General features: G+C 44.6%; 27 protein-coding genes. 19 read left to right on the top strand and 8 right to left on the bottom strand.

The features are described 5' to 3' along the window. Positions 1–115: 115 nt before the first annotated feature. The gene (locus CEQ75_RS01480) at positions 116–1,456 is read left to right on the top strand and encodes an MDR family MFS transporter (RefSeq protein ID WP_089612464.1); all 1,341 of its coding nucleotides are present in this window, start codon (positions 116–118) and stop codon (positions 1,454–1,456) included. After that, positions 1,453–2,376 (top strand): DMT family transporter, encoded by a 924-nt coding sequence (locus CEQ75_RS01475; protein WP_089608766.1) that lies wholly within the window; start codon positions 1,453–1,455, stop codon positions 2,374–2,376. The genes CEQ75_RS01480 and CEQ75_RS01475 overlap by 4 nt, the downstream gene beginning before the upstream one ends. 14 nt (positions 2,377–2,390) lie before the next feature. Here CEQ75_RS01475 and CEQ75_RS01470 read toward each other — a convergent pair whose 3' ends face one another. Continuing rightward, entirely contained in the window at positions 2,391–3,593 is a 1,203-nt protein-coding gene (locus tag CEQ75_RS01470) for a polymer-forming cytoskeletal protein (protein WP_089608765.1), read from the bottom strand. A 248-nt stretch (positions 3,594–3,841) separates the two neighbouring features. Here CEQ75_RS01470 and CEQ75_RS01465 point away from each other — a divergent pair, with 248 nt between their 5' ends. Then, entirely contained in the window at positions 3,842–4,855 is a 1,014-nt protein-coding gene (locus CEQ75_RS01465) for a PLP-dependent cysteine synthase family protein (RefSeq protein ID WP_089608764.1), read from the top strand. 32 nt (positions 4,856–4,887) lie between these two features. On the opposite strand, the gene CEQ75_RS01460 is transcribed toward CEQ75_RS01465, so the two are convergent. Beyond that, on the bottom strand, positions 4,888–5,316 hold the full coding sequence (locus tag CEQ75_RS01460) for a hypothetical protein (RefSeq protein WP_089608763.1): 429 nt from the start codon (positions 5,314–5,316) through the stop codon (positions 4,888–4,890). A 186-nt stretch (positions 5,317–5,502) separates the two neighbouring features. On the opposite strand from CEQ75_RS01460, the gene mntA reads away from it, so the two are divergent. Both mntA and hepT read left to right on the top strand, forming a co-directional pair. Then, on the top strand, positions 5,503–5,907 hold the full coding sequence (mntA, locus tag CEQ75_RS01455) for a type VII toxin-antitoxin system MntA family adenylyltransferase antitoxin (protein WP_089608762.1): 405 nt from the start codon (positions 5,503–5,505) through the stop codon (positions 5,905–5,907). Next, a complete protein-coding gene (gene hepT / locus CEQ75_RS01450) occupies positions 5,897–6,301 on the top strand; it encodes a type VII toxin-antitoxin system HepT family RNase toxin (protein WP_089608761.1) in 405 nt (134 codons plus the stop codon). The genes mntA and hepT overlap by 11 nt, the downstream gene beginning before the upstream one ends. A 58-nt stretch (positions 6,302–6,359) precedes the next feature. Here the strand turns inward: hepT and CEQ75_RS01445 are convergent, their stop codons facing one another. The 6 genes from CEQ75_RS01445 to CEQ75_RS18230 all read right to left on the bottom strand — a co-directional run bounded on the left by CEQ75_RS01445 (position 6,360) and on the right by CEQ75_RS18230 (position 11,757). Then, a complete protein-coding gene (locus tag CEQ75_RS01445; RefSeq protein WP_089608760.1) occupies positions 6,360–7,292 on the bottom strand; it encodes a thiamine pyrophosphate-dependent enzyme in 933 nt (310 codons plus the stop codon). After that, positions 7,289–8,416 carry a transketolase C-terminal domain-containing protein gene (locus CEQ75_RS01440; RefSeq protein ID WP_089608759.1) on the bottom strand — a complete coding sequence of 376 codons (1,128 nt, stop codon included), beginning with the start codon at positions 8,414–8,416 and terminating at the stop codon, positions 7,289–7,291. The genes CEQ75_RS01445 and CEQ75_RS01440 overlap by 4 nt, the downstream gene beginning before the upstream one ends. Beyond that, complete coding sequence (locus CEQ75_RS01435) at positions 8,416–8,673, bottom strand: 4Fe-4S binding protein (protein WP_089608758.1); 258 nt, start codon at positions 8,671–8,673, stop codon at positions 8,416–8,418. Before CEQ75_RS01435 ends, CEQ75_RS01440 begins: the two co-directional genes overlap by 1 nt. Further along, positions 8,666–9,220: a 2-oxoacid:acceptor oxidoreductase family protein gene (locus CEQ75_RS01430; protein WP_089608757.1), complete on the bottom strand. Its 555-nt coding sequence runs from the start codon at positions 9,218–9,220 to the stop codon at positions 8,666–8,668. Before CEQ75_RS01430 ends, CEQ75_RS01435 begins: the two co-directional genes overlap by 8 nt. Positions 9,221–9,482: 262 nt before the next feature. Continuing rightward, a complete protein-coding gene (locus CEQ75_RS01425) occupies positions 9,483–11,552 on the bottom strand; it encodes a DNA topoisomerase III (RefSeq protein WP_089608756.1) in 2,070 nt (689 codons plus the stop codon). Positions 11,553–11,595: 43 nt separating this feature from the next. Next, on the bottom strand, positions 11,596–11,757 hold the full coding sequence (locus tag CEQ75_RS18230; protein ID WP_157677259.1) for a hypothetical protein: 162 nt from the start codon (positions 11,755–11,757) through the stop codon (positions 11,596–11,598). Positions 11,758–12,008: 251 nt separating this feature from the next. On the opposite strand from CEQ75_RS18230, the gene CEQ75_RS01420 reads away from it, so the two are divergent. From CEQ75_RS01420 to CEQ75_RS18225, 14 genes are all read left to right on the top strand, one after another. Further along, positions 12,009–12,605, top strand: coding sequence for a DUF3786 domain-containing protein (locus tag CEQ75_RS01420; protein WP_089608755.1), 597 nt, complete (start codon positions 12,009–12,011; stop codon positions 12,603–12,605). A gap of 3 nt (positions 12,606–12,608) precedes the next feature. After that, positions 12,609–13,232: a DUF47 domain-containing protein gene (locus CEQ75_RS01415; RefSeq protein ID WP_089608754.1), complete on the top strand. Its 624-nt coding sequence runs from the start codon at positions 12,609–12,611 to the stop codon at positions 13,230–13,232. Beyond that, positions 13,225–14,229 carry an inorganic phosphate transporter gene (locus CEQ75_RS01410; protein WP_089608753.1) on the top strand — a complete coding sequence of 335 codons (1,005 nt, stop codon included), beginning with the start codon at positions 13,225–13,227 and terminating at the stop codon, positions 14,227–14,229. The genes CEQ75_RS01415 and CEQ75_RS01410 overlap by 8 nt, the downstream gene beginning before the upstream one ends. A 90-nt stretch (positions 14,230–14,319) precedes the next feature. Continuing rightward, on the top strand, positions 14,320–15,186 hold the full coding sequence (locus CEQ75_RS01405) for a DegV family protein (protein WP_089608752.1): 867 nt from the start codon (positions 14,320–14,322) through the stop codon (positions 15,184–15,186). A gap of 11 nt (positions 15,187–15,197) precedes the next feature. Next, on the top strand, positions 15,198–16,928 hold the full coding sequence (locus tag CEQ75_RS01400; protein WP_089608751.1) for a B12-binding domain-containing radical SAM protein: 1,731 nt from the start codon (positions 15,198–15,200) through the stop codon (positions 16,926–16,928). Between the two features lie 181 nt (positions 16,929–17,109). Beyond that, positions 17,110–17,715 carry a phosphate propanoyltransferase gene (pduL, locus tag CEQ75_RS01395; RefSeq protein WP_089608750.1) on the top strand — a complete coding sequence of 202 codons (606 nt, stop codon included), beginning with the start codon at positions 17,110–17,112 and terminating at the stop codon, positions 17,713–17,715. Positions 17,716–17,808: 93 nt separating this feature from the next. Next, entirely contained in the window at positions 17,809–18,105 is a 297-nt protein-coding gene (locus CEQ75_RS01390; RefSeq protein ID WP_242965348.1) for a DUF1294 domain-containing protein, read from the top strand. 20 nt (positions 18,106–18,125) lie between these two features. Continuing rightward, positions 18,126–18,866, top strand: a complete 741-nt coding sequence (locus tag CEQ75_RS01385; RefSeq protein ID WP_089608749.1) for a metallophosphoesterase — start codon at positions 18,126–18,128, stop codon at positions 18,864–18,866. Between the two features lie 13 nt (positions 18,867–18,879). Next, complete coding sequence (gene hemE / locus CEQ75_RS01380) at positions 18,880–19,911, top strand: uroporphyrinogen decarboxylase (RefSeq protein WP_089608748.1); 1,032 nt, start codon at positions 18,880–18,882, stop codon at positions 19,909–19,911. Between the two features lie 30 nt (positions 19,912–19,941). Then, positions 19,942–20,862 (top strand): ferrochelatase, encoded by a 921-nt coding sequence (gene hemH / locus CEQ75_RS01375; protein ID WP_089608747.1) that lies wholly within the window; start codon positions 19,942–19,944, stop codon positions 20,860–20,862. A gap of 12 nt (positions 20,863–20,874) precedes the next feature. Beyond that, on the top strand, positions 20,875–22,278 hold the full coding sequence (gene hemG, locus CEQ75_RS01370; protein ID WP_089608746.1) for a protoporphyrinogen oxidase: 1,404 nt from the start codon (positions 20,875–20,877) through the stop codon (positions 22,276–22,278). Positions 22,279–22,614: 336 nt separating this feature from the next. Beyond that, positions 22,615–23,139 carry a helix-turn-helix transcriptional regulator gene (locus CEQ75_RS01365; RefSeq protein WP_089608745.1) on the top strand — a complete coding sequence of 175 codons (525 nt, stop codon included), beginning with the start codon at positions 22,615–22,617 and terminating at the stop codon, positions 23,137–23,139. 262 nt (positions 23,140–23,401) lie between these two features. Further along, positions 23,402–23,668, top strand: a complete 267-nt coding sequence (locus CEQ75_RS18545) for a hypothetical protein (protein ID WP_198306602.1) — start codon at positions 23,402–23,404, stop codon at positions 23,666–23,668. Positions 23,669–23,872: 204 nt separating this feature from the next. Continuing rightward, positions 23,873–24,205 carry a hypothetical protein gene (locus CEQ75_RS18225; protein WP_157677257.1) on the top strand — a complete coding sequence of 111 codons (333 nt, stop codon included), beginning with the start codon at positions 23,873–23,875 and terminating at the stop codon, positions 24,203–24,205. Positions 24,206–24,232: the final 27 nt, after the last annotated feature.

The following is a 24,232-nucleotide window of genomic DNA, read 5'->3' as shown; positions in this document are numbered from 1 at the left end:
ATTATAATAACATTTTTAAAGTTGGATTGCAACTATCCGGCTTTGCTTCATGGAATAAAAGGATGTGGTAATTATTCTCAATGAGCGAAAGAAAAGAAACATTATCATTGCTTTAATGGTGGCCATGTTTCTTGGTGCAGTGGAGGGTACTGTGGTGACCACGGCAATGCCTACCATCGTACGGGAGCTTCAAGGTTTTCGGATTATGAGCTGGGTTTTTTCTATTTATCTTTTAACCTCTGCCGTAACGACGCCCATTTATGGGAAATTTGCTGATATGTATGGCCGTAGGAAAACTTTATCCATCGGTATTATTATTTTTATCATCGGGAGCTGTCTTTGCGGGATTTCCCAAAATATGATCCAATTAATTATTTTCCGTGGCATTCAAGGATTAGGAGCCGGAGGAATTTTTACCGTAACTTATACTATTGTGGGAGATATTTTTACCCTTTCGGAACGAGCACGGGTTCAAGGCCTGTTAAGTTCGGTATGGGGCATAGCCAGTATCGCCGGACCGCTGGTGGGGGGCTTTTTCATTGACTACACTTCCTGGCACTGGATTTTTTTCATCAATCTTCCTTTCGGTATTTTGTCTCTGGTAATTTTGCAGAAGAATCTTACGGAAGATTTTGTCAGGCAGGAGCATACCATTGACTATGGGGGCATTGCTTTTTTGTCTATCGCTATTACCGCCTTTTTAGGTGGCTTAGTCAAATGGTATTCTTTCATTATTTTTCTGATAGCACTGATCTTTTTTTATTCTATCGAAAAAAAAGCCAAGGAACCTGTAATTCCTCTTGAAATTCTTACCAAGGACAGTGTCCTGGTTAATGGCCTAAGTTTTCTTGCCTCGGCAGTTCTGATGGGCGGGGATGTTTATTTGCCTCTTTTTATTCAAAGTGTCCTGGGATACCGAGCCACCATTTCCGGCTTGACCATGGCCCCCATGTCCATTTCCTGGCTGATTGCGGCTTTCTTTCTCGCTAAAGCCATTCCCCGTTACGGGGAGCGGTGGGTGATGATCCTTTCCTTTGGAGTTATTTTGGCAAGCTGTTTCATGCTGATATTTTTGGATCCCCAAACTTCATTATTTTTGATCGGGATCATCGTTTTTTTATTGGGACTTGGTTTTGGCGGATGTTTTACAGCCCTCACCCTTATGGTCCAGTCTTCTGTGGGTTATGAACAACGGGGAGCAGCCACGGCTCTTAATGCCTTGGTGCGTACAGTGGGTCAAACCATTGGTGTTGGTGCTTTAGGCAGTATGCTTAATTTATTTATGGCACGCTTTTATACATTCCATGGATCCTCGGGAACGGGGCAGGATATTTTAGCTTTAAATTTTTCCATCCATGCCCTATTCATTGCTTTCGTGGTGATTGCCTTGATTTGTTTCCTATTTTCTTTTTTCCTGCCTAATCATTTGAAAGAAGAACAGGGAGGGCTGTCATGAAAATTTCTTCGGAACATGCTGGGGTAATTTTCACATTAGCCTCAGCGATGCTTTTTGCTGCCGGCCCTATTATTATTAAATTAGCCTATCAGGTGCAGTTAAGCAATTGGCAATTTTTGTCCTTGCAATACCTCTGGTCCGTAGCATTGCTGCTGCCTCTTTATCTTCTGGGCAGGAACAAGCATCCGGAACAACCGATGACAAAGGAGAAGTTAGGTTCTTTAGCTCTTCAGGGGAGTATTGGTGCCTTTGGAGGTGCAGCCTTTCTTTTTACCGGGTACCAATATATCGGCGCCGCTGTGGGGACGGTGATCTTTTACACTTATCCGGCCTTTGTCGCTTTAGGGGCAAGAATTTTTTTCCGGGAGCGCTTGGGAAAAACCCATTTTATTTGTCTGTTCTTAACTTTTATTGGAGTTCTTCTGACCATAGATTTGCAGAGTTTCGGACAGGGTGATGTTTCATTAAAAGGAGTGCTGCTTATCTTTGCTTCCACCCTTTGCTATGCCTTTTTTAGTTTATATGGGGAGAGGAATTTAAAGCTCTCCTCTCCCCTGGAAGTAACTTTTTTTACCCAGATGTTTGCGCTGCTCACCTGCTTGATTATCAAGCCGCCCTATTTTTTATTTCAAGGGGTCTCCAAGCATGCCCTTTTGCTGGGATTTGCCATGGCATTTTTAACTTCAGTCTGTTCCTATCTCCTCTTATTTAAAGGGATATCTTTAATTGGCGCCAGTAAGTCTGCGGTGATTGGTACTTTTCAAATTCCCTTTGCCATTTTTTTAGCGATGGTAGTTTTAAAGGAGCATCTCACTTTATCCCAGTTTATCGGAGCATCCTTAATCTTGGGCGGAATAATTTATCTCTATGCAGGAAAAAACCATGACGATCGTCATGGTTTTCGGCAAGATTCATGTTAAATGATTAATAAAAGTCATTCCGGCACTACAGGTGTTTCCTCTTGTTTTTTTGGCCGACCAAAACTGAGGGCGATGGCACCTAAGCCGGTAAGGAGAGTGATCAAAATTACGGGGAAGCCGACCCAGGGTATGATGCTTGCGACACTATAGATTACTAACCCCAGAAGCGCCAGCCAGACACCCTTGTGCTTTTCCGGCCAGGAAAATTTATTGGCGACCCATGCTCCGATAAAGACGGCCACAACGATTTTTGCCAGATAGAGACTGACACTGTAAATTAAGCCTAAAATAATGCCTAAGGGAATGCCGATCATCGTTACCATGAGAAGAATGGCGACGATAGGGGTCAGGATCAGTACCAGTGCCCCCACCCCGATGGTTTTCAAAGGCTGCTGGGTAATAGTCCGGGTTGTTTTTGCCCATGCTTCAGGGCGCCATATTTTGATGACAAACCAGAGCAGCAAGGCGGAGGCAATGCTCCATAGCATGTTCATCAATGCACCCTGCCAGGGCATCATCGGTCTCTTTTCATCTTTGGCTTGTCCGGGGGAGCTTTTATGCCAGTTTCTTTCTCCCGTGATCTGAGCTTGGGATGAAATCAGTGCTTCATTAGCACTGTTGTAATTAAGATTCCCCTTAATAACGGCAGTATCCTGAATGGAAATATTTTCGGCGGCGATGTTGGCGTTGTCACCGACTGTTCCTTGCAAAATCATTCTGTTGACACCGACAAAAAGCTGACGGCCGGCTGCACCGGAAAAGGTAACGGTTTCTCCCGCTAGAAACACATCTCTGGAAAGCAGGGCATCGGAAGTAACGGTGGCCATCTGTCCAACTCCAAAAACGTCTCCCGTCACAGCTCCTTTGATTTCCAAGTTTTGTGCCGCGGCATAGATATTTCCTGTGACTTTTCCGTTGATATGAACGTACTGACCGGCGACAATAAGATCTCCGTTAATAATCCCGTCAACAATAACAGACTGACCGGCAGCAAAGGTGGTTCCGTCAATGTTTCCCTGAAGGTGAACGGTACTGCCGCTGTAAAATCCCGGGCCTTTCACATTTTTTTCAGCAGATACAACCACATTATCTCCACTGAGGGCACTGCCCGGGGCAAACCAGTCTTCATATTGATCCCCAAGGGCTGCGCAGGAAAACACCAGCAACATTGCTGTGATCAACAGGAAACATCCAAGTGTTTTTTTTAGTTTGATCATAGGAAACCCTCCTTTTCATCAAATACAGATTTTTCGTGAAGTCTTTAAAAACCACCCCTTTCCATCTCACCGTTCTGCATGTTACTGGAAGTTGAACCGGGTTATTCCTTGATTACCTTGTTTTTGTTCTTATTATATAACAAGAAGAGAGAAAAAATAAAGTATAATGATAAGTTCCAATACAATAATTAAGAAAGTCTTCATTTCATAGTGAATAGGCTGCATATTAAAATTTTAGGAGGAAAACTATGTATTCAGACTGTGAGGAAAAGGGCTTTGCATGCCTTGCCCAAATGATTGGGAAAACTCCTTTGCTGGAAATTAAATTTCGCTATCAGGGACAAGTTCGGGAAATATATGCTAAAGATGAGCGTTATAATTTTACCGGGAGCATTAAAGACAGAATGGCTCTGCACATCCTTTTTAAGGCATATGAAAAAGGTGCTTTAAAACCAGGGAGCAGGATTATCGAAGCGACCAGCGGCAATTCGGGCATTTCTTTTACCGCCATTGGCCGGGCTTTAGGTTACCAAGTCACCATTTTTATGCCGGATTGGATGAGCAGTGAAAGAATTAATCTGATCAAAGGTTACGGGGCGGAGAGTATTCTTGTCAGTAAAGAGGAAGGAGGTTTTTTGGGCTGCATCAAGATGGCCGATGAAAGAGCAGCTCAGGTGAAAGACTCCTTCCTGCCTCATCAATTTTCCAATCAGGATAATTGCGAAGTCCATTATCTCAGCACCGGTCCGGAAATTTGGCAGGAGCTCCAAAAGCACGACATCATACCAGATGCACTGGTCGCCGGTGTAGGCACCGGCGGTACAGTGATGGGTGCGGGGGCATATTTAAAGGAAAAAAACCCCGAATTAAAGGTTCATCCTCTGGAACCATCTAATTCTCCCACTATCTCCACCGGTTTTCAAACAGGGCATCATCGCATCCAAGGGATTTCAGATGAATTTATCCCCCCTGTCCTGAAGGTGGATAAACTGGATCAGGTTATTGGGGTAGATGATGGGGATGCCATTATTATGGCGCAAAAAATGGCTCGGGATCTGGGGATCGGAGTGGGTATTTCTTCAGGAGCCAATTTCTTGGGTTCGGTCAAAGCCCAATCCCAGTTGGGGGGTAATGGTTCTGTGGTGACGATGCTGGTAGATGACAACAAAAAATACATCAGTACGGATCTGATGAAGGATGAACCCCTTCAGGAAAACTTTCTGGCCCCACAGGTGGAGCTTCTGGACTTTAGACGACTTTAAAGACACTTGATTTTAATATCACAGGTCATAGTTTAACTTTGGTGATAGAGGGAAAAGATTGCGTCAAGAAAATCATGCACCTTTTCAAACATCAGCCCCAGGACAAACCAAACAGGAATAAAGTAGGGGGTAATAATGCTGTATATCAAGCCGTGAGCACCATAATTCCATGGACACTCCCCGATTAAGGAACGCAGCATGAGACCTGCGGCCAGCTCTACAAAAAAAATCAGCAGCATGTAAATTGTGCCCCGGAAGAAAAAGTTTTCTTCTTTCAATTTGTCTTGAAGCGGTTCCAGAAAGACCGCGAGACCATAGATGAAAAACATCCAGACATAGGTTCTCCCTTCCATAGTGTAGTCGGAATAAAGAAGAGATTGAAAGCCGGTCCAAAAAATTTCCAGACAGATGCCCAGCAGACCATAAATCAAGTATTTATATGGTGTGATTGTTTTATTCATATTCTTATTATCAATAATTTCGTTTAAGATATGCGAAAATCACACAGGGAAATAGTGGGATTATCCCAGCAACTCTGTCGAACTTCGGACAGCCTTATTGGAAAGGTTTACCGAGGATTTAATTTATTAACAATATATGATATACTGTTACAATAAAATTAGAAATCTAAAAGTGGAGAGATTTTAATGCAGGATAGGGATATTGAACTGATCAAGCAATATTTAATAAAAAAAATATCACCGGATGTTATTTATATATTTGGCTCTGCAGTTAAGGGAGTGGTTCATAGAGATAGTGATATTGATATTGCCTTTCTCAGTAATAAAAATATCGATAGTTATGACGTATTTATAATTGGTCAAGAATTGGCGGATATTTTAAATAAAAGAGTAGATCTGGTCGATCTGGGGAAATCATCGACGGTATTTCAGTCTCAGGTGGTAGGCAAAGGTAAAATAGTGTATTGCAAAGATGAACTGCGAAGGATGAATTATGAGCTTTTAGTCTTAAAAAAATATGCAAGATTAAATGAAGAGCGAAAAGATATTATTGATAAGATAATTGAAAGAGGGACTGTTTATGGTAAATGATGTTGTTCTTAATAAGGGTCAGACTATTGAGAGATGTATAAACAGGGTAAAAGAGGAATATCAGAATACACCAGAAAACCTGAGTAATTATACCAAACAGGATTCAATTATCTTGAATATTCAAAGGGCTTGTGAAGCAAGTATTGATTTAGCCATGCATTATGTTTTGGAAAATAAATTTGGAATACCACAAAGCACGAAGGATGTATTTGATTTTTTATATGATAATAAGATTATTGATGAACACCTGGCAAAAAGCTTGAAGAGCATGGTAGGTTTTCGAAATATAGCTGTTCATGATTATCAAAAGATGAATCTGGAAATAGTACAGAAGGTGATTGAGAACCATTTAGAAGACTTACTTGAATTTTCGAAAATTATGCTAAAGAAATAATTCAAAGACCTGTCACGAACTTTCAATAATGTTTCGTGACAGGTCTTTCTTTGATTTTTTATAATTCTGCTCGTCCAGCCATAAAGATTAATCCTCGTTTAACTTCTTCTTCTAATTCTGCCAGGTAGGTATCTTTTTCCGGGCTTTTCATCAAATGGGCATAGCGACCCTGGCACCCGATATATTCCTCCACAGGAATGGTTGCTGCTTTTCCTTGGGCATACAGGGCAGTGGGATTATTCAGGGTTAATTTGCCGTATTCTCCTTCCCACAGCATCCAGGCGCCGGATTTTACTGCTAATCGGCTCATCTGCACTGTATCACTGGCAGCAAATTTCCATCCGGGATAACAGGGGGCATGAACCTCAATATATTTGAAGCCTTTGATGCTCTTGGCCTTGGCTACTTTGCGGTACAAATCCATGGGATAGGCCAGAGAAGCAGTGGCTACATAAGGAATCCGGTGCTCCAGCATCAAAAGGGGCAGATTCTTCCGGTTAACTTCTTTGCCAAAAGGGGTGGTAGTGGTGGTGGCATAAAGGGGTGTCGCCCCGCTTCTTTGTACCCCTGTATTGGAATAAGCCTCATTGTTGTAGCAAAAATGGATAAAATCATCGTTTCTTTCTGCTGCGGCAGAAATACCTTGGAAGCCGATATCATAAGTGCCGCCATCCCCCACCCAGTTAAACACGGTGGGCTTTTCTCCCTGGAGACGGCCTTTTTCATAAAGAGCGTCCAAAGCCAGAGACATACCGCCGGCAGAAGCGCCGGCTGAGGCGAAGCAAATGTTCAGGGTGGGCACGGAATAACAGGATTTGGGCAATAGCCCGATGCTGGCTACGGCACAGGAGGGAGTCATAATCATAATGGCGTTTTCCCCCAGGGCTTTCCCAACCACACGCAAGGCCATGACAGAAGGACAACCGGCACAGGCTGCCGAGCCGGAGACGACAAATTCAGTTTCAGAAAAATCTTTCAGTTTTACACTCATTTTATCACCTCCATCATTTCCCGGGCTTTTTGCGCTAAATATGCGGCAGGCAGGTCTTCTCCGCCTAAACCCATAATCTGTCCCGCTACTTTAAGATTGTCTCTGCGGTCAAACAAAGCGTTCTTGGCTTCGCTTAAGAGAGCACCCCCGCCCGTACCGAAGGCACAGTTGCGGTCAAAGACCAATAATTTGGCACCCTGAGGCAAGATCTGAGAAAGTTCTGCTCCCGGGAAAGGGCGAAAGACGCGGAGACGGAGTCCAGCGGCAGGAATTCCTTCTTCTCGCAGCATATCGACGGCAATTTCCATTTCCGCAGCCATGGAGCCCATGGAGAGGAGAAAGACCTCTGCCCCGTCCTGACGGTAAACATCGAAAAGATCACCGTGCCAATGACCGGTCAGCTCCTGATATTCCCGGCTGAACTTCTTGATCAGATCACCGGTTTTCATAATATCCTCGGCCTGCCGGGTGCGAATAGGCACATATTCATGGGAAGGGGTCACGTTGGCAAAGGTACCGCCCCATTTTGGATGAAGTTGCCAAGCGGGCTCATAGGGAGGTAAAAACTTATCGATCACTTCCTGTTCCACCAGTTGGAAGGGCATCATGGAATGGGAGAGCAAGAAGCCGTCAAAGTTGACCATCACGGGAACATTGCTTGCTTCGGCTACCTTATAGGCCAAGAAGACAGTATCATAAATTTCCTGGTTGGAAGCAGCGTAGAACTGAATCCAGCCGGTATCCCGCTGGGAAATGGAATCCTGGTGATCCACATAAAGACACCAGGGAGCACATACGGCACGGTTCACATTGGCCATAACCAAAGGCAGCCGTCCTCCGGCCGCATAATGAATAATTTCATGCATATACAATAAACCCTGGGATGAGGTGGCGGTAAAGACCCTGGCACCGACAGTGGATGCGGCCGAAATCGCGCTTAATGCGCTGTGCTCTGATTCCACAGGGAGATACTTGGCGTTCATTTCTCCAGAACCAATATAAGAAGCCAGCTTTTCTGCAATCGAGGTTTGAGGAGTAATGGGATAAGCGGCAATCATATCCACATGGGCAGCTTTAACTGCCAGAGCACAAGCCGCATTTCCCGTATCAAGAATTTTTTTCATTATTCCTCCTCCTCCTTTACCATAGTAAATGCCTTCTGGGGACACTCCACCGCACAGATACCACAGCCTTTGCAATAATCATAATCAACGCTGCGATCTTCTTTGCGGATGACACCCTCCGGACAAAAGATCCAGCATAAGAGACATCCATTGCATTTTTCAGGATCTAAAACCGGGCGGATAGTGCGCCAGGTACCGGTAGGGCCACCGGCTCCTCTTGTCGGTTGGGATAGAGGAAAGACGACAGATTTAGTCATGGATAGCACCTCCCTGTACAACTTTGACAGATTCATAGGATTTCTGGGCTGCCCTCACATTGGGAAGGGCTTTTTTTTCAGTCCATTGCTCCCGGATGGTTTCCTCTACCAAGGGAAAAGGAATCTCCAGAATCCGGGCGAGTGCCCCCAACATGGGCACATTAATAAAAGGTTCTCCCCCAATGACAAGATCACTATCTAAAGCAATGCCGGTGGCGTCTACCAGCCATTGTTTTTGGTCAATGGCCAGGGGATGGGTGCCATTAGAGATAATGATCCCCTCCTGGGCGATCCCGTCTCCCAAGCCGATGGGGAGCAGGTTTTGATTCATAAGCACCAGAATATGAGGATGATAAGATTGGGAATGAACCTTAATGGGCTTTGTGTCAAAGCGAACAGCGGCTTTGACGGCAGCGCCTCTTCGTTCCACACCAAAGAAGGGCAGGGTTTGTACCTCTTGTCCTGCCTTCAGCGCAGCTTTGCCTAAAAGCTCAGCCAGGGTGACCACACCTTGTCCGCCCCGGCCGTGAATGCGCATTTCTAACATTAAAGGGACCTCCTTAACAGGGGAGTTCCGCAGACCCCCCGGATAATTTCCAAAGCTTATCCATTGTTATTAGATGCAGGTATTTCCTAAACTAACGCTGCATCTCAGTTTTATGGATGCACAAAGGATGTAGAAAAAGATATCATTCTAACTAAATATACTATAACAAAATGAAGAATTTCGTCAATGCAAAGTTTTGGTCTAAACAAGGGACGTCATGGAGTGAAATCCAAGACGTCCCTGCACTTTTATTTTAACGAGGCTACTTTTTCTTGGCCATAGCTTTTTTTAAAAGATCGCCTAAGCTGGTTCCTACATCCTCTTTGTCGGAATAAGTATTAATCAGCTTTTGATTAACCATGCTGGCCTTTTTGGAACTGCGGAAATTACCGAATTCTTCTTGCTTTTCCTGCTGCCGGTATCCACACCCTCGGTCGGGACAGGAGAGCATGCGCCCTCTTTTTCCGTTGACCAGGAGCATGTATTTACCGCACATAGGACACTTGGTTTTGCTGATATTATCTGCTTTATAAACGGATTCCTCGTCGTTTGCGATTTCTTTTACCAGGTGCTCCGTGTTGGCCTGAATGTCGGAGATAAAAGCCTCCTTTTTCCCTTTGCCCTGGGCAATATCGGAAAGCTGTTGTTCCCATTTGGCGGTTAACTCCGGGGATCTCAAATCAGGTGCGACCAATTTGATTAATTGCTTTCCTTTTGAGGTTGGCACCAGTTCCTTACCATGGCGTTCGATGTAGCTGGTATGGAGCAATTTTTCAATGATTTCCGCCCGGGTTGCCGGTGTCCCCAGCCCACTTCCTTTCATGGTTTCCCGCAGTTCCTCGTCCTCAATGAATTTACCGGGGTTTTCCATGGCAGTAAGGAGGGTAGCTTCGTTGTATCGGGCAGGGGGCTTGGTTTTAGCTCTTTTCAGGAGCACCTTCTTAACCTGTTTTGTTTCTCCTTTTTTAAACAGATCCAATGATTGTTCCGGCACCTGATCATCAGAGACTTCGTCCTTTTCTTTTGACGGAGCGCTTACGGCACGCCATCCCTGATCGATTACTCTTCTCCCCTTAGCATAGAATTTTTCTCCCTTGACTTCTGTCACCAGGGTGATCTGCTCATAACGATAAGGCGGATAAAGCAGAGAAATAAATCTTTTGGCGATCAGATCATAGAGGTTTTTTTCATCATGACTGAGGGCGGCCAGGTTTAAGGGCTGTTCTGTGGGAATAATGGCGTGGTGATCCGTCACCTTGCTGTTATCCACAAACCGTTTGGTTAGTGACAGGGTTTTCCCTAGAAGGGGCTGCACCAAAGACAGATAGGAGCCGGCAGCCATCCCTTTCAAGCGAGCCGGGAGAGTGGGTGCCATGTCGGAGGTAATGTACCGTGAATCTGTCCGGGGATAGGAGACTAGCTTGTGCTGTTCATAAAGATTCTGGAGTACAGATAAGGTTTTCTGAGCGGCCCAGCCAAAACGTCGGTTGGCATCCCGCTGTAGTTCCGTCAGATCATAAGCGAGAGGCGCCGGTTCGCTTTTCTTTTCCGTTTTAACTTCTTTAATGGTCCCGGTTTGATTCTGGATGCGGGCAAGGATTTCTTCCCCTTGAGCAAGATTAAAAATCCGGCTTTGTCCCGATGAATCCCGCCAGTCCCCAAAAAATGATCCAAAATCTGCCCGAATGGTCCAATAGTCAACAGGCCGAAAATTGTTAATCTCCTCTTCTCTTTGGACAATCATGGACAGGGTGGGTGTTTGTACCCGGCCCGCATTGAGCTGGGCATTAAATTTACAGGTTAAGGCGCGGGTGACGTTGAGCCCCACTAACCAGTCTGCTTCTGCCCGGGCGACAGCCGCATCATACAGCTTATTATAATCTTTACCCGGCTTTAGATGAGCGAACCCTTCCCGAATGGCCGCATCTGTTTGGGAAGAAATCCATAAGCGGCTGAAAGGTTTTTTCCAATCAGCCAGCACCATAATCCAGCGCGCCACCAGTTCTCCTTCCCGCCCGGCATCGGTGGCAATTACCAATTCGCTGATATCATTCCGTTTCATCAGTTTTTTTACCGTTTGATATTGATGTGAGGTCTGCCGGATCACCTTGAGCTTCATCCGTCCCGGAATCATGGGGAGATCCTCCAGACGCCATTCCTTATATTTATCGTGATAGTCCTCCGGCTCCGCCAGAGTGACGAGATGTCCTAAAGCCCAGGTGACCACATAATCAGGCCCTTCAATAAAGCCTTTATTTTTATGGGTGCATTTTAATACCTGTGCAATTTCCCGGGCTACGCTGGGCTTTTCGGCTAAAACGAGTTTCTTCATGGTCATTAACCCTCAATTCCATTTCTTTCATTTACATTCATTGCTATTTGTCAAATAAGCCGCCTTTTTTCGGTTTCTTTTTCTTAATACCCGGCTGATTGCTGCCGATGCTGGCCGGAGCCCGTTTGTTCAATCCCTGGGAAGCACTTTTTTGTTTTTTTTCATCTATAATTCTTTGCATAATTTCTCTGGTTTTATCCGTCATCAGGACCCCTCCAATTAACAAGCCTTAGGGTATCATTATATCACAAAATATCACAAATTAATTTTGAAGAGAATTTTCTTTAGAAGAAGGGTTTTTAAGAGAGAAGAACATGTTATTGCTCAAAAAGCATTGCAGCATTGTCAAGATCAAGTGAGAGGGATATGATTGCAGGTGAGGAAGAATAAAGAGACACCGATCATACAATATGGGGAAGGCGTTTCCCTATGAAAAATATAAGGGGATGAGCAAATATGAAAGAAAGACATCAATTTCAGGATGCCTTTAATTATTCACTGACAGCTTTTCAAAATCGAAGGCCTCAAGTGATGGCGGATTTGGCCAATGTTATTTGGGAAGAACCTTTTTTAAAATTCAACTATTTGAATATACCCATTCAGGTTTATTGGCCGACCGGAGAGATTTTTCCGGATGAATTGTCCATGGAAGAAAAGATTATCATATATCAGTATTTGGCGGAAAGTACGATCCTTCCCCACACCGGGCAAGGCTGGGTTTCCTTTCTGGAGCTGCCGGAGGGGCAGCACCACTATCAGCCCTTTATCAAGGAAGCTTTTGAGCCTTTGGCAGAACAATTCGGGGAAGATATTTCTTTGTTTCGAAAAAAGGGAGAAGCCCTGGAGGGAGTTGCCATTAAGGGTGGGGATGCCGCTTTTAGGATTCAGGTTCTGCCCAAAATTTCTATGCAGATTTTGATTTGGGGAAAAGATGAAGAATTTCCCGCCCGGGCTAATATTTTGTTTGATAATCAGGTGAGCTGTCATTTATCAACATCAACCTTATACATGTTAGGCATTGCCGTTGCTCAAAGATTCAGGAATGGGGGTTAAAGAATGTTTAAATTTTCTCCTAAGGATGATAGGTTTTATGACTTGTTTGTTTTGCTGGCCAAAAGAATTCATACTTCCGGAGAAATGCTGAGAAATTTTATTTACGAACCGGCTGATGGAGAAGATAAAGTTAAAGAAATTAAAGCAGCGGAGGTAAAATGCAATCAGACCTTGCAGCGCATTTTTAAGGAACTGAACAAAACCTTTATCACTCCCATTGACAGAGAAGATATTTACATTATCGGCAAAAGAATGGATGATATTGCCGATGATATTGAAGCTGCCGCCAACCGTTTTAATATGTTTCAGATCAAGAGAGCAACATCTGAGGCCAAGGGAATAAGCGATCTGGTAGTCAAAAGTACCGCCCAGGTTATTTGCTTAATAAAAGAATTTAAAGTTGTTCATCAGAACCAGAATTTACAGAAAATCATTGTGGAAATCAATCGATTGGAGGAAGAAGCAGAGGTCGTATTCAGGAAAGCCCTCGGAGGATTATTCAGTGCTTCTATCCCGACCATTGAGGTCATAAAATGGAAAGAGATCTATGAGCGTCTGAGAAATATCCTGGAAGTTTGTAAAAACGTGGCCGATACGATTGAAGGAGTAATTATTAAACATGCCTGAGAGCATCTGGATGATGACCATGACCATTATAGCTCTGGCCTTGATTTTCGACTTTATCAATGGGTTTCACGATACCGCCAATGCCATAGCTACCTCTGTTGCTACCCGGGTCTTGTCACCTGCTGCCGCCATCACCATGGCAGCAATCCTGAATTTTTTAGGCGCTTTTATTTCCGTCAAAGTGGCGGAAACCATCGGTGCCGGATTAGTTCCCCCGGAGAGCATTCCCCAAACTGCTATTGTTGCAGCCCTTTTGGGCGCGATTATTTGGAATCTGATCACCTGGTATGGAGGATTGCCCAGCAGCAGTTCTCATGCGCTGATCGGCGGCTTGCTGGGCGCAGCTATTGCCGCCGCCGGTTCTTTGGCGATTGTCAATTGGCAGGGCTTTTTCAGCAAAGTTCTTCTGTGGTTGGTTTTATCCCCTTGCATTGGCTTGCTCGTAGGTTTTTGCTTTATGAATCTATTGAACCTGTTACTAAAAACCTGGCATCCGGAGAGGGTCAAAAGAGTTTTTTCCAAAGCACAGATTATTTCCGCAGCTTTGATGGCCTTTAACCACGGGGCGAATGATGCCCAAAAATCCATGGGGGTCATCACGATGGCCTTGTTAAGCGGGGGACTCATTGCCCAGTTTGAGGTTCCTCTATGGGTAAAAGCAGCCTGCGCTTTAGCCATGGCTGCCGGCACTTCCTTTGGAGGATGGAAAATCATTAAAACAGTGGGACTGAATATGGCTCGTTTAGCACCGGTAAATGGATTTGCCGCAGAAACAGGAGCGGCAGCAGTGATTTTTACCGCGACCATGTTTCATGCGCCCGTGAGTACAACCCATATTATTTCCACTTCTATTATGGGGGTAGGTGCAGCGAAGAGGCTTTCCTCTGTGCGCTGGATCGTGGCTCAGGAAATCCTGATGGCCTGGCTCCTCACCATTCCGATTACAGCAATGATATCCGGATGTATCTTTTATCTGATCGATTTGGCAATGATTTAACGATAAAAGTTGATTTTAGTCCATGAACATCTTAAAATGGAGGGGAGAAGGAATAGTGAATGATAAAGGTGTTCAGGAGGAATTTGACTGGTGAAAACAGTGATTATCGGTGACTCATGCAGTGATTTACCCGGGGATTATGTTGCAAGTAGTCGGATTCCCGTTATGCAATATTCCTTTTCTTTGCAGGACAAGGAATATTTCGATGATTTTGGCGTTAGTCTATCATATGGGGAGTTCTATCAGCGGGTACGGGAAGGAGAAATGCCCACAACCTCCCAACTTAATGTCCATACGATAGTTGCCATGTTCCAGAAATATGTCAAGGAAGGAATCGGGGTCATATTTTTATCCTTTTCTTCCGCGCTCAGCAATAGCTATAACAATGGAATTTTAGCCCGTAAGATGGTTCTGGAGGAATACCCCGAAGGAGACATTACGGTCATTGATACCTTGAGTGCTTCCTTGGGCGAGGGTTTGCTCCTCCGTTCTGCTGTAGAAATGCAGAAAAATGGAGCAGGCAAGGAGGAAATCGTTTCCTGGGTCGAAGAAAATAAGCTGAAAGTCAATCATTGGTTTACGGTGGAAGATCTCCACCATCTTAAAAGAGGGGGACGGGTTTCCGGAGCAGCCGCTTTTGTGGGCTCCATGCTGCAAATAAAACCGATCCTGCATGTGGATGATCTGGGACGACTGATTCCCGTTACCAAGGTTCGGGGCAGGAAAAAATCAATAAAAAACCTGGCGGATATTTTGCAGGAACGGATTGTGGAACCGGAAAAGCAGATCATCGGTATCAGCCACGGAGATTGCCTGGAGGATGCTAACTATTTAAAAGAAATAATTATGGATTGCACCCCTGTCAAAGATGTCATAATTAATTTTATCGGACCGGTGATTGGAGCTCATGCCGGCCCGGGAACCTTGGCCTTATTTTTCTTTGGGCAGGAACGATAGAAAGGTTTATCATGAAAATTGTGTTGACCACCCTCAATGCCAAATTTATTCATTCAGCATTGTCCTTATATTATTTAAAAAATTATTGTGCTGTTCCGGAAGCGGAAATATTAATCAAAGAATATACCATTAATGAGCAGCTATTGGATATTGCCGGTGATCTCTATGGAGAAAAGGCGGATCTAATCGGCTTTTCTTGTTATATCTGGAATCGGGAGATGATTTTTAAGCTGGGCCGCATCCTGAAAAAAGTGCAGCCCCAACTCTTTATCCTCTTGGGCGGACCGGAGGTGTCCTTTGACGGGGAGGAAATTATCCGGGAAAATCCTTGGATCGATGGGATTGTAGCAGGAGAGGGGGAAGAAACCTTTCACCAACTGGTAGAAAGTATCAGTCGGGGGTTACCATTGACCAATCTTCCCGGACTGATTTTTCGACGGGAGAAGCAGATAATCCCTAATTCGGCAAGGCCCTTGATCCGGGAATTGGATCAAATTCCTTTTCCCTATACGCCGGAGGATTTGGCAGGGTTTGCCGGAAAAATAATTTATTATGAAGCCAGCCGGGGATGTCCTTTTAACTGCCAGTATTGCATGTCTTCAACTACTCATCAGGTAAGGTTTTTTTCTTTGGAACGGGTCAAAGAAGACTTGGAGAAAATGATCCTGGCCGGGGCGAAGCAGATCAAGTTTGTCGACCGTACCTTTAATTGTCACATGAAGCGCACCAAAGAACTCCTCGCTTTTCTGCTAAAATTTCAGGAACATAAAATCAATTTTCATTTTGAAATAGCCGGGGATTTTTTGGATGATGAGAGCATTGCATTAATGGGACAGGCACCTGAAGGATTCTTTCAGGTGGAGATTGGGATTCAATCAACCAATCCCCAAGTGCTGGATGCCATCAAGAGAAAGATGGATTTTACCCGGGTTGGCGTTCAAGTCACACAGTTAAGAGAAAAAGGCAATATCCATATCCATTTAGACTTAATTGCCGGGCTGCCCGGGGAGGATATGAAATCCTTTGAAAAATCATTTAATCAGGTTTACGATTTAGCGCCCCATCATCTCCAGCTGGGCTTCTTAAAGCTGTTACCGGGAACAGGACTCCGGGCGCAAAGCGAAGAATACGGTTTATCTTTTGAGGATCATGTTCCTTACGAGATTCTAAAGACGAAAGTGCTTTCCTTTGATGAACTGGTTCAATTAAAAAAGATTGAAAACGTCCTGGAGCAGATCTATAACTCGGGGAAATACCGTCATATCCTAAGCTATGCTATCCCCGCTTGTGGCAAGGGAGCTTTCCGATTTTTTTCCGGCTTAACAGACTTTTGGAAGCAAGAAGGGGCAGAAAAGTTGCTGGGAGGACAGGAAAGAACTAGGCTTTTATTTCGGTATCTGAAAAGTGTTTTGCCCGATGAAGACGAAACATTGCACCTTGATTTATTGAAACTGGACTGGCTGACCGGGGAACAGCGTAATACCCTACCTCCTTGGTTAGGAGGCAGCCGGGAGCAGGATCGCAGTCTGGATTTGGCGCATTACCTTAACTGGGCTAAGGGCATGACCCCTAAGGAAATATTCAAAAAAGTTACAGTGGTAAGCTTTCATCATTATTTTGATATCCAGGGAGAGCTTATACGTACCATGCATAAAGAAGAAAGCAAAGCCATTATCGATTATTCTCAGGTTCAAAGGGACAAAAAGACACCCTCGATCTTATTTGTAAAATTAAAGAGCTAAATATGTTAATAAAGCAAAGATTTAGCATTGTGATTGCCAATATAAGTTGTTATAATTGTGCTAATTAGCACAAAGTTATAAGAAGAGCTGCTGATGGTTTGATATAAAATTTTCAGATGCAGCAAAATACAGCAAAAAACAAGTACAAGTAAATAAAAGATTATTTAAGGAGGTTTTCTAAATGTGTGACGGATGTGCATGCGGACAAAAAGAAAGGCAGGTGCCTTTGGGGATTTCAAATCGACATATCCATTTAAGTCAGGAACATATTGATGTTTTATTCGGAGAAGGGTATCAACTCCAGGAAATCAAAGATTTATCTCAGCCCGGCCAGTATGCCGCTAATGAAGTATTAACTGTCGTGGGAAATAAGGGTGTATTGCAAGGAATCCGCATTTTAGGACCGGCACGCAAACAAACCCAGGTGGAACTGAGCCAAACAGAAGCCCGTCAGTTGGGAATCAAGGCACCTTTAAGGGAATCCGGTAATCTGGCGGGAACTCCCGGTTGTGTGCTGATTGGTCCTAAAGGCCCTCTGGTGATTAATGAGGGTTGCATTGTAGCCAAAACCCACGTTCATTTCCATACGGAAGACGGACTGCGGATGAACATCAAGGATGGAGACAAAATTGACCTTCTGGTTAAGGGAGAGAAGGAAGTTATTTTCTGCGGTGTGATAGCCCGGGTAGGGGATACCCACAAGCTTGATTTCCACCTTGATACCGACGAAGCCAATGCCGCCATGGCGAAAAACGGGGATTTTGCTTATATTGTTAATCGGGATTAAATCTTGATTAAAAGAGCGCCTTTTCAGGCGCTTTTTTTTCTGTCTGGGCTGTGGTAATATAGATAAGATATGGCTTTTGGATCAGGAGGAAATATGCAGGAAATCATTTTCATTTATTATCTGGTTTTAAATGCTGTGACATTTCTATTGATGGGATGGGATAAAAGGCAGTCCCAAAAGAGGGGAAGAAGAATTAGCGAAAAATCTCTTTTGCTCCTTGGCATCCTTGGAGGTTTTTTCGGAGCTTGGGTTGGGATGAGGCTTTTTCGCCATAAAACAAAGCACCATTACTTCGCGGCAGTTTATCTTGCTTCTTTTCTGCTTCATATCGTAATCATTTGGGGGTTATGGAGTAAATATGGGGTTGTAACCTTGGGAAAACTGATATAATAGTAAGTGGTGAAGAGCTTATGAGAATATTTGGATTGGGAGATTTGCATTTATCCTTGTGTCAATCAGTCGTTCCCGGGGCATGGCAACATCTCAGTGAACATAAGCCCATGGATGTTTTTGGGGAACACTGGCATCAGCATGTGGAAAAAATATATCGGAACTGGATCGACAGGGTAAGACCTGAGGATGTTGTTTTAGTGCCGGGGGATATTTCCTGGGCAATGAGCATGGAAGAGGTGGGCTTTGATCTGGAGTTTTTAAGCCTTTTACCGGGAAAGATTATTATGATTCAAGGCAATCATGATTATTGGTGGCAAAGCATCAGCAAAGTACGCCAGGTTTTACCGCAAAACGTTCAAGTGATTCAAAATGACGGTGTTTTGCTGGGAGATATATATATTGCCGGGACCAGAGGCTGGGTATGTCCCGGCAGTACCGGGTTTAATCAGCATGATAAAAAGATTTATCAAAGGGAGCTAAATCGACTGGCCCTGTCCTTAAAGTACGCGGATCATCGGGCCAGGAAGATTATTGCTATGTTTCACTTTATGCCCTGCAATGATCTTCATGATAGAAGCGGTTTTATTGATTTGTTGGAGGAATACGGCGTGGAACAATGTATATACGGGCATCTCCATCAGGGAGCATTTCATCTGCGCCTGCCCGAGAAAAAATGGGGTATTAACTTTTCTTTAGTCAGCGGAGATTATCTTAATTTTCAGCCTTTATTGCTGGAAGAAGAGGTGCACACAAGTTAGGAGGAATGATTTTTTGAACGATGTTTTTCTCAGAGCCTGCCGCAGGGAACCAGTGGAATATACGCCTGTCTGGTTAATGCGCCAGGCGGGCCGTTACATGGAAGATTATATGAAAATACGCAATAATCATACCTTTTTAGAAATGTGCCGTAATCCGGAAATAGCAGCAGAGGTAACACTTCAGCCCGTTAACCGTCTGGGGGTAGATGCCGCGATTATTTTTGCGGATATTCTTCTTCCCTTGGATGGGATGGGACTTAAGCTGGAATTTACCAAAGGGGAAGGTCCCTGTATTCATAATCCGGTACGTTCACAAAGGGATGTAGACCGGATTCCGATCCTGGGGGGAGAAGAAATGACCCCCTACGTGATGGAAGCCATCCGTTTGGTACGTAAGGAATTAGAAGGGAAGCTCCCTTTGATCGGTTTTGCCGGTGCTCCCTTTACCTTAGCCAGCTATATCATTGAAGGAGGCAGCTCCCGGGATTATCACCAATGTAAAAAAATGATGTGGGGCGCGCCCCAGGTTTGGCATCAATTAATGGATAAGGTAACGGCTGTGACCTTAAATTATCTCCGGGCTCAGGTTAAAGCAGGGGCACAGGCCATCCAGCTATTTGATTCTTGGGTAGGTGCCCTGCATCAGGATGATTATCGGCAATATGTGCTGGCTTATTCCAAGCAGATCATCGATGGCTTAAAAGATACCGGGGTGCCGGTGATTCATTTTGCCAATAACGGATCCACCCTTCTGGAAGCAGTTGCCGAAGCGGGAGGGGATGTAATTGGCATTGATTGGCGCATCAATCTTGATGAGGCGTGGTCCCGCATAGGTTTTGATAGAGGGATTCAGGGCAATCTGGATCCATCGGTTCTTTTTGCCCCCACTAAAATTATGCAGGACAAGGTGCGCAAGATTTTAGATCAGGCGGGGAATCGTCCGGGGCATATTTTTAATTTGGGTCATGGTATCAATAAAGAGAGTCAGGTGGAGCAGGTCATTGCCTTGGTGGAAACCGTCCATGAATATTCCCGGCGCAATTGAGCCTGATGGGTACCGTTTAGGGAGGAAAAGATGAGCATAGTGAAAACAGGCAAAACAGGCATTCTTCTACTGGGATTTGGTGCACCACGTAATATGGCGCAGGTGGGGCCCTTTATTACCCATATTTTTCGGGGCAAGAACCCCCCGGGGCAGGTGATCTTGGAGATGAAAGCCAGATATCAAGCTATCGGTGGAAGCTCTCCATATCTTGCCGCCACCATCACCCAAGGAAAGAAATTAGAGGAATCATTAAGAAAATTGGGCCAGCATGCTCCCGTTTACCTAGGCATGCTTCATAGTGAACCTTTTATTGCTGATACAGTGGATCAAATGGTCCGGGATGGCATAGAGCAGATTATTGGGATTACCCTGGCACCTTTTTATTCAAAGGTCAGCACGGGAGCATATCAGGCTGAAACAGAAAAAAGAGTTAATGCCTATCCCCAGATAAAGGTGGATTATCTTGATCATTGGCACAGTCAGCCTTTCTTTATCAAAGCCTGGGCAAGAAAAATTACCGAGGTTTTGCAAGATTTCCCTCCTGGGGCGGAAGTGCCCCTCATTTTTACTGCTCATAGTTTACCTAGTGATCCCCCGGATGATGCAGCCTGTTATGAAAAGCAGTTTCAAGAGACGGTGCAGTTGATCATCAATAAGTTGGCTCATAAAAAGTTTCATTTGGCTTATCAGAGCAAAGGCAAAAGGCCGGGTCATTGGTTGGGGCCCCAGGTGGAAGAAATGTTAGATGAACTTTCTGCCCAGGGAGAAAAGCAGGCTTTGATTGCCCCCGTCGGGTTTATTTCCGACCATATGGAAACCCTGTACGATTTGGATATAGAATTAAAGAAACCGGCTAAACTAGGTAAGATAGATTTGCGCCGTACCTCTGCCCTGAATGATGATCCTGAATTCATTCAAGGGCTGGCAGAATTGGTTTTGGCTATGAAGTAATGGAGTGATATCATGAAAAAGGTTGTCATTGTAGGCGGAGGTATTTCCGGATTGGCCGCCGCCTATACCTTGCAGGAAAGTAAAGCACAAATTGAATATACACTGATCGAAAAGGACACTCGCTTGGGAGGCAAGATCCAAACAAAATATGATGATGGTTTTGTGATTGAAGAAGGTCCGGATTGTTTTATTTCTACCAAACCCTCCGTGATTCAGTTAGCGCAAAAAATTGGTCTTACCCATCACTTAATTGGCACCAATGATGAACATAAAGGAACCTACATCTATTCCGATAAAAGGCTTCATGCTCTCCCCGAGGGATTGATGCTGCTGGTGCCCACGAAAATTGTCCCCTTTGCTTTAAGTCCCTTAATATCCTGGCCGGGTAAGTTCCGGATGGGTTTGGATTTTGTCCTGCCCCGAAAAAAGGAGCAGGAGGACGAAACCCTGCATAGCTTTGTGGTACGACGTTTGGGCCATGAAGCGATGAATAAAATTGCGGAACCCCTGATTGGGGGTATTCATGGGGGAGCACCGGAAACCATGAGCCTGAAAGCCAGCTTTCCCAGCTTCCTTGATATGGAGAGAGATCATGGGAGTCTTGTTAGGGCCATGCTGGCCGGAAGAAGGAAGGCAAAGAAAAGAAAGCCCTCCCCCCGGGAAGGAATACCCAAAAGTCATTTTATCTCTTTTAAAGGCGGCATGGGGGAACTGGTAACCACCCTGGAAAATAAATTGGAGGGGCAGGTGCTTAAAGGGAAGGAAGTAACAAGGATTACATCTACAGATACCGGTTTTCGCGTAGAAATTGCAGGAGAGGAGGATATTCTGGCTGATGGAGTGATTCTAGCTGTTCCGGCCCCTCAGGCTGCTGCCTTATTAGAAACAATTGACCCCCAGGGGGCGGATCTTCTTCACGCCACACCAATGGCTTCTTCCGCAACAATTTCTTTTGCCTATAAAAGCCGCGAGGTACCCCAGGCCAAGTCCTTTGGTGTCCTGATCCCTTATGTGGAGCAAACAAAAATGAACGCCGTGACCTTTACCTCTGTTAAATGGAATCATCGGGTGCCTGGAGAAGAATATACCTTATTGCGGGTATTTTTCGGCGGAGCTAAAAAATCTCATTATGCCTCTGTGCCTGATGAAGAGTTATTGGGCTGGGCCAAAGAGGAGCTAAGCTCTATCCTGGGCATTACAGCGACTCCGGAGCGCTACTGGATCCACCACTGGATTGAAGCCCGTCCTCAATACACTATTGGTCATCTGGACCGCATGCAGGAATTGACCGAGCGTTTGGACAAGACCCCTGGATTGGTTGTGGCAGGCGGTTCTTACCGGGGGATTGGTGTTCCCGATTGTATCAATGATGGAGTAAAGGGAGCGGAGGAAATCATCGCTTACCTTGGTAAATGAAAAATCATGGGGTTTTCTTAATAAAATTTTAACCCTATTCATGGGAAAACCTTAATCATTTTGGATTAAGATTAAATCGTTAATTAAAAACTCCTTACCCTGTTAAGTTCTTCAATTTCGTTGGAGAACTTTTTTTTCATGCCTTTTCATGCCTTTTCATGCCTATGAAGTATTAATTAAAATTAGCATTATTAAACAATAATACCAAATTAATTAATAAATATGGTATAATAATCAAAGTTCCAGCAAAAACAGATTACAAAGATCAGGAATTATAATAAACCGCGCAGTGCATCAAATATGCAGAAGAAGATATTGTTTCGAGGTGGGTAAGAAATGAGTCATAGCCATATCGGTATGATTATTAAAATGTATCGAATCGGATTAGGAATGAGCCGTAACCGTTTAGCCGAAAATGTGTGTTCAGAAAAGTATATTTATCTAATAGAAAAAGGGGAACGCGAACCGGCGACAGAAATGACCCGAAAATTGGGGAATAAGCTTGGTGTGGATCTGTTTGACTTCTACCAATATCTTGACTGTGCTGATCCGATCACAGTACGGGAAAGCATCAAGGATTTTGAATTTTACCGGCGTACTAATGATTTTGTTGCGCTTAAAGAAACGACGGATCAATTAATAGATTTACCTGATTTCCAAAAAAAACCATGGCTTTATGAAATTGCAATCAATCAATTATTATATATGACTTTTATTGAGAAGAGATATCAGGAAGTAATAATTGAGTCAACCAGATTGATTAATATGACAGATACGCAGATTTCTAATTGGGACTGCGTTTTGAGTTTGTATATAATAATGTCTTCCAAAACTGGCTGCCATTTTTTTGTTCCTTTTTAACAAGGTCAGGATGGTGCATATGACTGATATCGAACTGAAAAAATTGAAGCGGGCCGATTTGCTGGAAATGCTGATTGACCAAAGCAAAGAGAATGAAAATCTGCAGCAACAATTAAATGACGCTTTGGATCAGCTGTAACAAAGAGAAATAAAAATAAATAAGGCCGGTTCCATTGCGGAAGCAGCTCTTCAAATTAATGGCCTGTTTGAGGCTGCTCAAAACTCCTGTGTCCAATATCTGGATAACATTGAAAGACTTAATGTGGAACTGGAAGAAATCCGAGCGGAGCAAGAGGCAGTCAGCACCCGGATTTTGGCCGAAAGTCAGGAAAAGGCGGCACAGGTTCTTTCTGAGACGCAGGAAAAGTGCGATCAGATGGTCGCCGCCGCAGAAAGAGAATCGGTAGCATATTGGGACGAGATATTTCAAAAGCTTGAGGCATACCATGAAGAGTACAACGGATCCCAGGAGCTTCTCTTCCTTTTGAACAAACTGAGTAAACAAAAGGAAACTATAGATGAAAATTAATAAGAAGAAAAACAATTATAAAAGACCGTCCATACCCCCCTTTTAGAAGCTGAGTTAAAAAGGGAACGTCACCGCAACCAATATTTCAAAGTACTGCGCAGCACGATCTACACCTTGATCACAGTGGCGGCGGTAGCGATCCTTGTCGCACCCTGTGGCTGCCTGTGCTCCAGATTTACGGCAGCTCTATGACGCCCACCTTGCATGACGGGGATATTAGGATTTACGGTAAGCTACGCCACATCCGGCACCACGACCACGATTACCAATAGCGCCAAGCAAGAACCACCCGGAGTATTGGAACCATCTGATCCAGGTGATCCTTCTAATCCGACGGATCCCGTTCCTGTGATACCTTCACCCACGGGACCGCCCAACCCGCCGGGGATAGATGTGCCTCCCTGGTCTGTGCCCTCGTCACCTCTTAAACCGGGGGCTGCTCATCGACACCTGCCCTTGCCGGACCGACGACTCCCCCTGAGGGTGGAGGTCTGCTGGTCAAAGCAGGGCAGCTTAACTGGCCAATTCCTTTACTAGCGGTTATTGGCCTGATCCTCTTTGCCC

It is taken from the genome of Dehalobacterium formicoaceticum, assembly GCF_002224645.1.
Taxonomy (GTDB): Bacteria; Bacillota; Dehalobacteriia; order Dehalobacteriales; family Dehalobacteriaceae; genus Dehalobacterium; species Dehalobacterium formicoaceticum.
The sequence above is the reverse complement of the archived record's forward strand: the minus strand, read 5'-3'. Positions and strand labels throughout refer to the sequence as shown.

What these genes read in the sequence shown, in the direction of transcription:
- CEQ75_RS01480 (WP_089612464.1), top strand. Translation starts at nt 116, where the DNA reads ATGGTGGCCATGTTTCTTGGTGCAGTGGAGGGTACTGTGGTGACCACG.
- CEQ75_RS01475 (WP_089608766.1), top strand. Translation starts at nt 1,453, where the DNA reads ATGAAAATTTCTTCGGAACATGCTGGGGTAATTTTCACATTAGCCTCA.
- CEQ75_RS01470 (WP_089608765.1), bottom strand. Translation starts at nt 3,593, where the DNA reads ATGATCAAACTAAAAAAAACACTTGGATGTTTCCTGTTGATCACAGCA.
- CEQ75_RS01465 (WP_089608764.1), top strand. Translation starts at nt 3,842, where the DNA reads ATGTATTCAGACTGTGAGGAAAAGGGCTTTGCATGCCTTGCCCAAATG.
- CEQ75_RS01460 (WP_089608763.1), bottom strand. Translation starts at nt 5,316, where the DNA reads ATGAATAAAACAATCACACCATATAAATACTTGATTTATGGTCTGCTG.
- mntA (WP_089608762.1), top strand. Translation starts at nt 5,503, where the DNA reads ATGCAGGATAGGGATATTGAACTGATCAAGCAATATTTAATAAAAAAA.
- hepT (WP_089608761.1), top strand. Translation starts at nt 5,897, where the DNA reads ATGGTAAATGATGTTGTTCTTAATAAGGGTCAGACTATTGAGAGATGT.
- CEQ75_RS01445 (WP_089608760.1), bottom strand. Translation starts at nt 7,292, where the DNA reads ATGAGTGTAAAACTGAAAGATTTTTCTGAAACTGAATTTGTCGTCTCC.
- CEQ75_RS01440 (WP_089608759.1), bottom strand. Translation starts at nt 8,416, where the DNA reads ATGAAAAAAATTCTTGATACGGGAAATGCGGCTTGTGCTCTGGCAGTT.
- CEQ75_RS01435 (WP_089608758.1), bottom strand. Translation starts at nt 8,673, where the DNA reads ATGACTAAATCTGTCGTCTTTCCTCTATCCCAACCGACAAGAGGAGCC.
- CEQ75_RS01430 (WP_089608757.1), bottom strand. Translation starts at nt 9,220, where the DNA reads ATGTTAGAAATGCGCATTCACGGCCGGGGCGGACAAGGTGTGGTCACC.
- CEQ75_RS01425 (WP_089608756.1), bottom strand. Translation starts at nt 11,552, where the DNA reads ATGAAGAAACTCGTTTTAGCCGAAAAGCCCAGCGTAGCCCGGGAAATT.
- CEQ75_RS18230 (WP_157677259.1), bottom strand. Translation starts at nt 11,757, where the DNA reads ATGACGGATAAAACCAGAGAAATTATGCAAAGAATTATAGATGAAAAA.
- CEQ75_RS01420 (WP_089608755.1), top strand. Translation starts at nt 12,009, where the DNA reads ATGAAAGAAAGACATCAATTTCAGGATGCCTTTAATTATTCACTGACA.
- CEQ75_RS01415 (WP_089608754.1), top strand. Translation starts at nt 12,609, where the DNA reads ATGTTTAAATTTTCTCCTAAGGATGATAGGTTTTATGACTTGTTTGTT.
- CEQ75_RS01410 (WP_089608753.1), top strand. Translation starts at nt 13,225, where the DNA reads ATGCCTGAGAGCATCTGGATGATGACCATGACCATTATAGCTCTGGCC.
- CEQ75_RS01400 (WP_089608751.1), top strand. Translation starts at nt 15,198, where the DNA reads ATGAAAATTGTGTTGACCACCCTCAATGCCAAATTTATTCATTCAGCA.
- pduL (WP_089608750.1), top strand. Translation starts at nt 17,110, where the DNA reads ATGTGTGACGGATGTGCATGCGGACAAAAAGAAAGGCAGGTGCCTTTG.
- CEQ75_RS01390 (WP_242965348.1), top strand. Translation starts at nt 17,809, where the DNA reads ATGCAGGAAATCATTTTCATTTATTATCTGGTTTTAAATGCTGTGACA.
- CEQ75_RS01385 (WP_089608749.1), top strand. Translation starts at nt 18,126, where the DNA reads ATGAGAATATTTGGATTGGGAGATTTGCATTTATCCTTGTGTCAATCA.
- hemH (WP_089608747.1), top strand. Translation starts at nt 19,942, where the DNA reads ATGAGCATAGTGAAAACAGGCAAAACAGGCATTCTTCTACTGGGATTT.
- hemG (WP_089608746.1), top strand. Translation starts at nt 20,875, where the DNA reads ATGAAAAAGGTTGTCATTGTAGGCGGAGGTATTTCCGGATTGGCCGCC.
- CEQ75_RS01365 (WP_089608745.1), top strand. Translation starts at nt 22,615, where the DNA reads ATGAGTCATAGCCATATCGGTATGATTATTAAAATGTATCGAATCGGA.
- CEQ75_RS18225 (WP_157677257.1), top strand. Translation starts at nt 23,873, where the DNA reads ATGACGGGGATATTAGGATTTACGGTAAGCTACGCCACATCCGGCACC.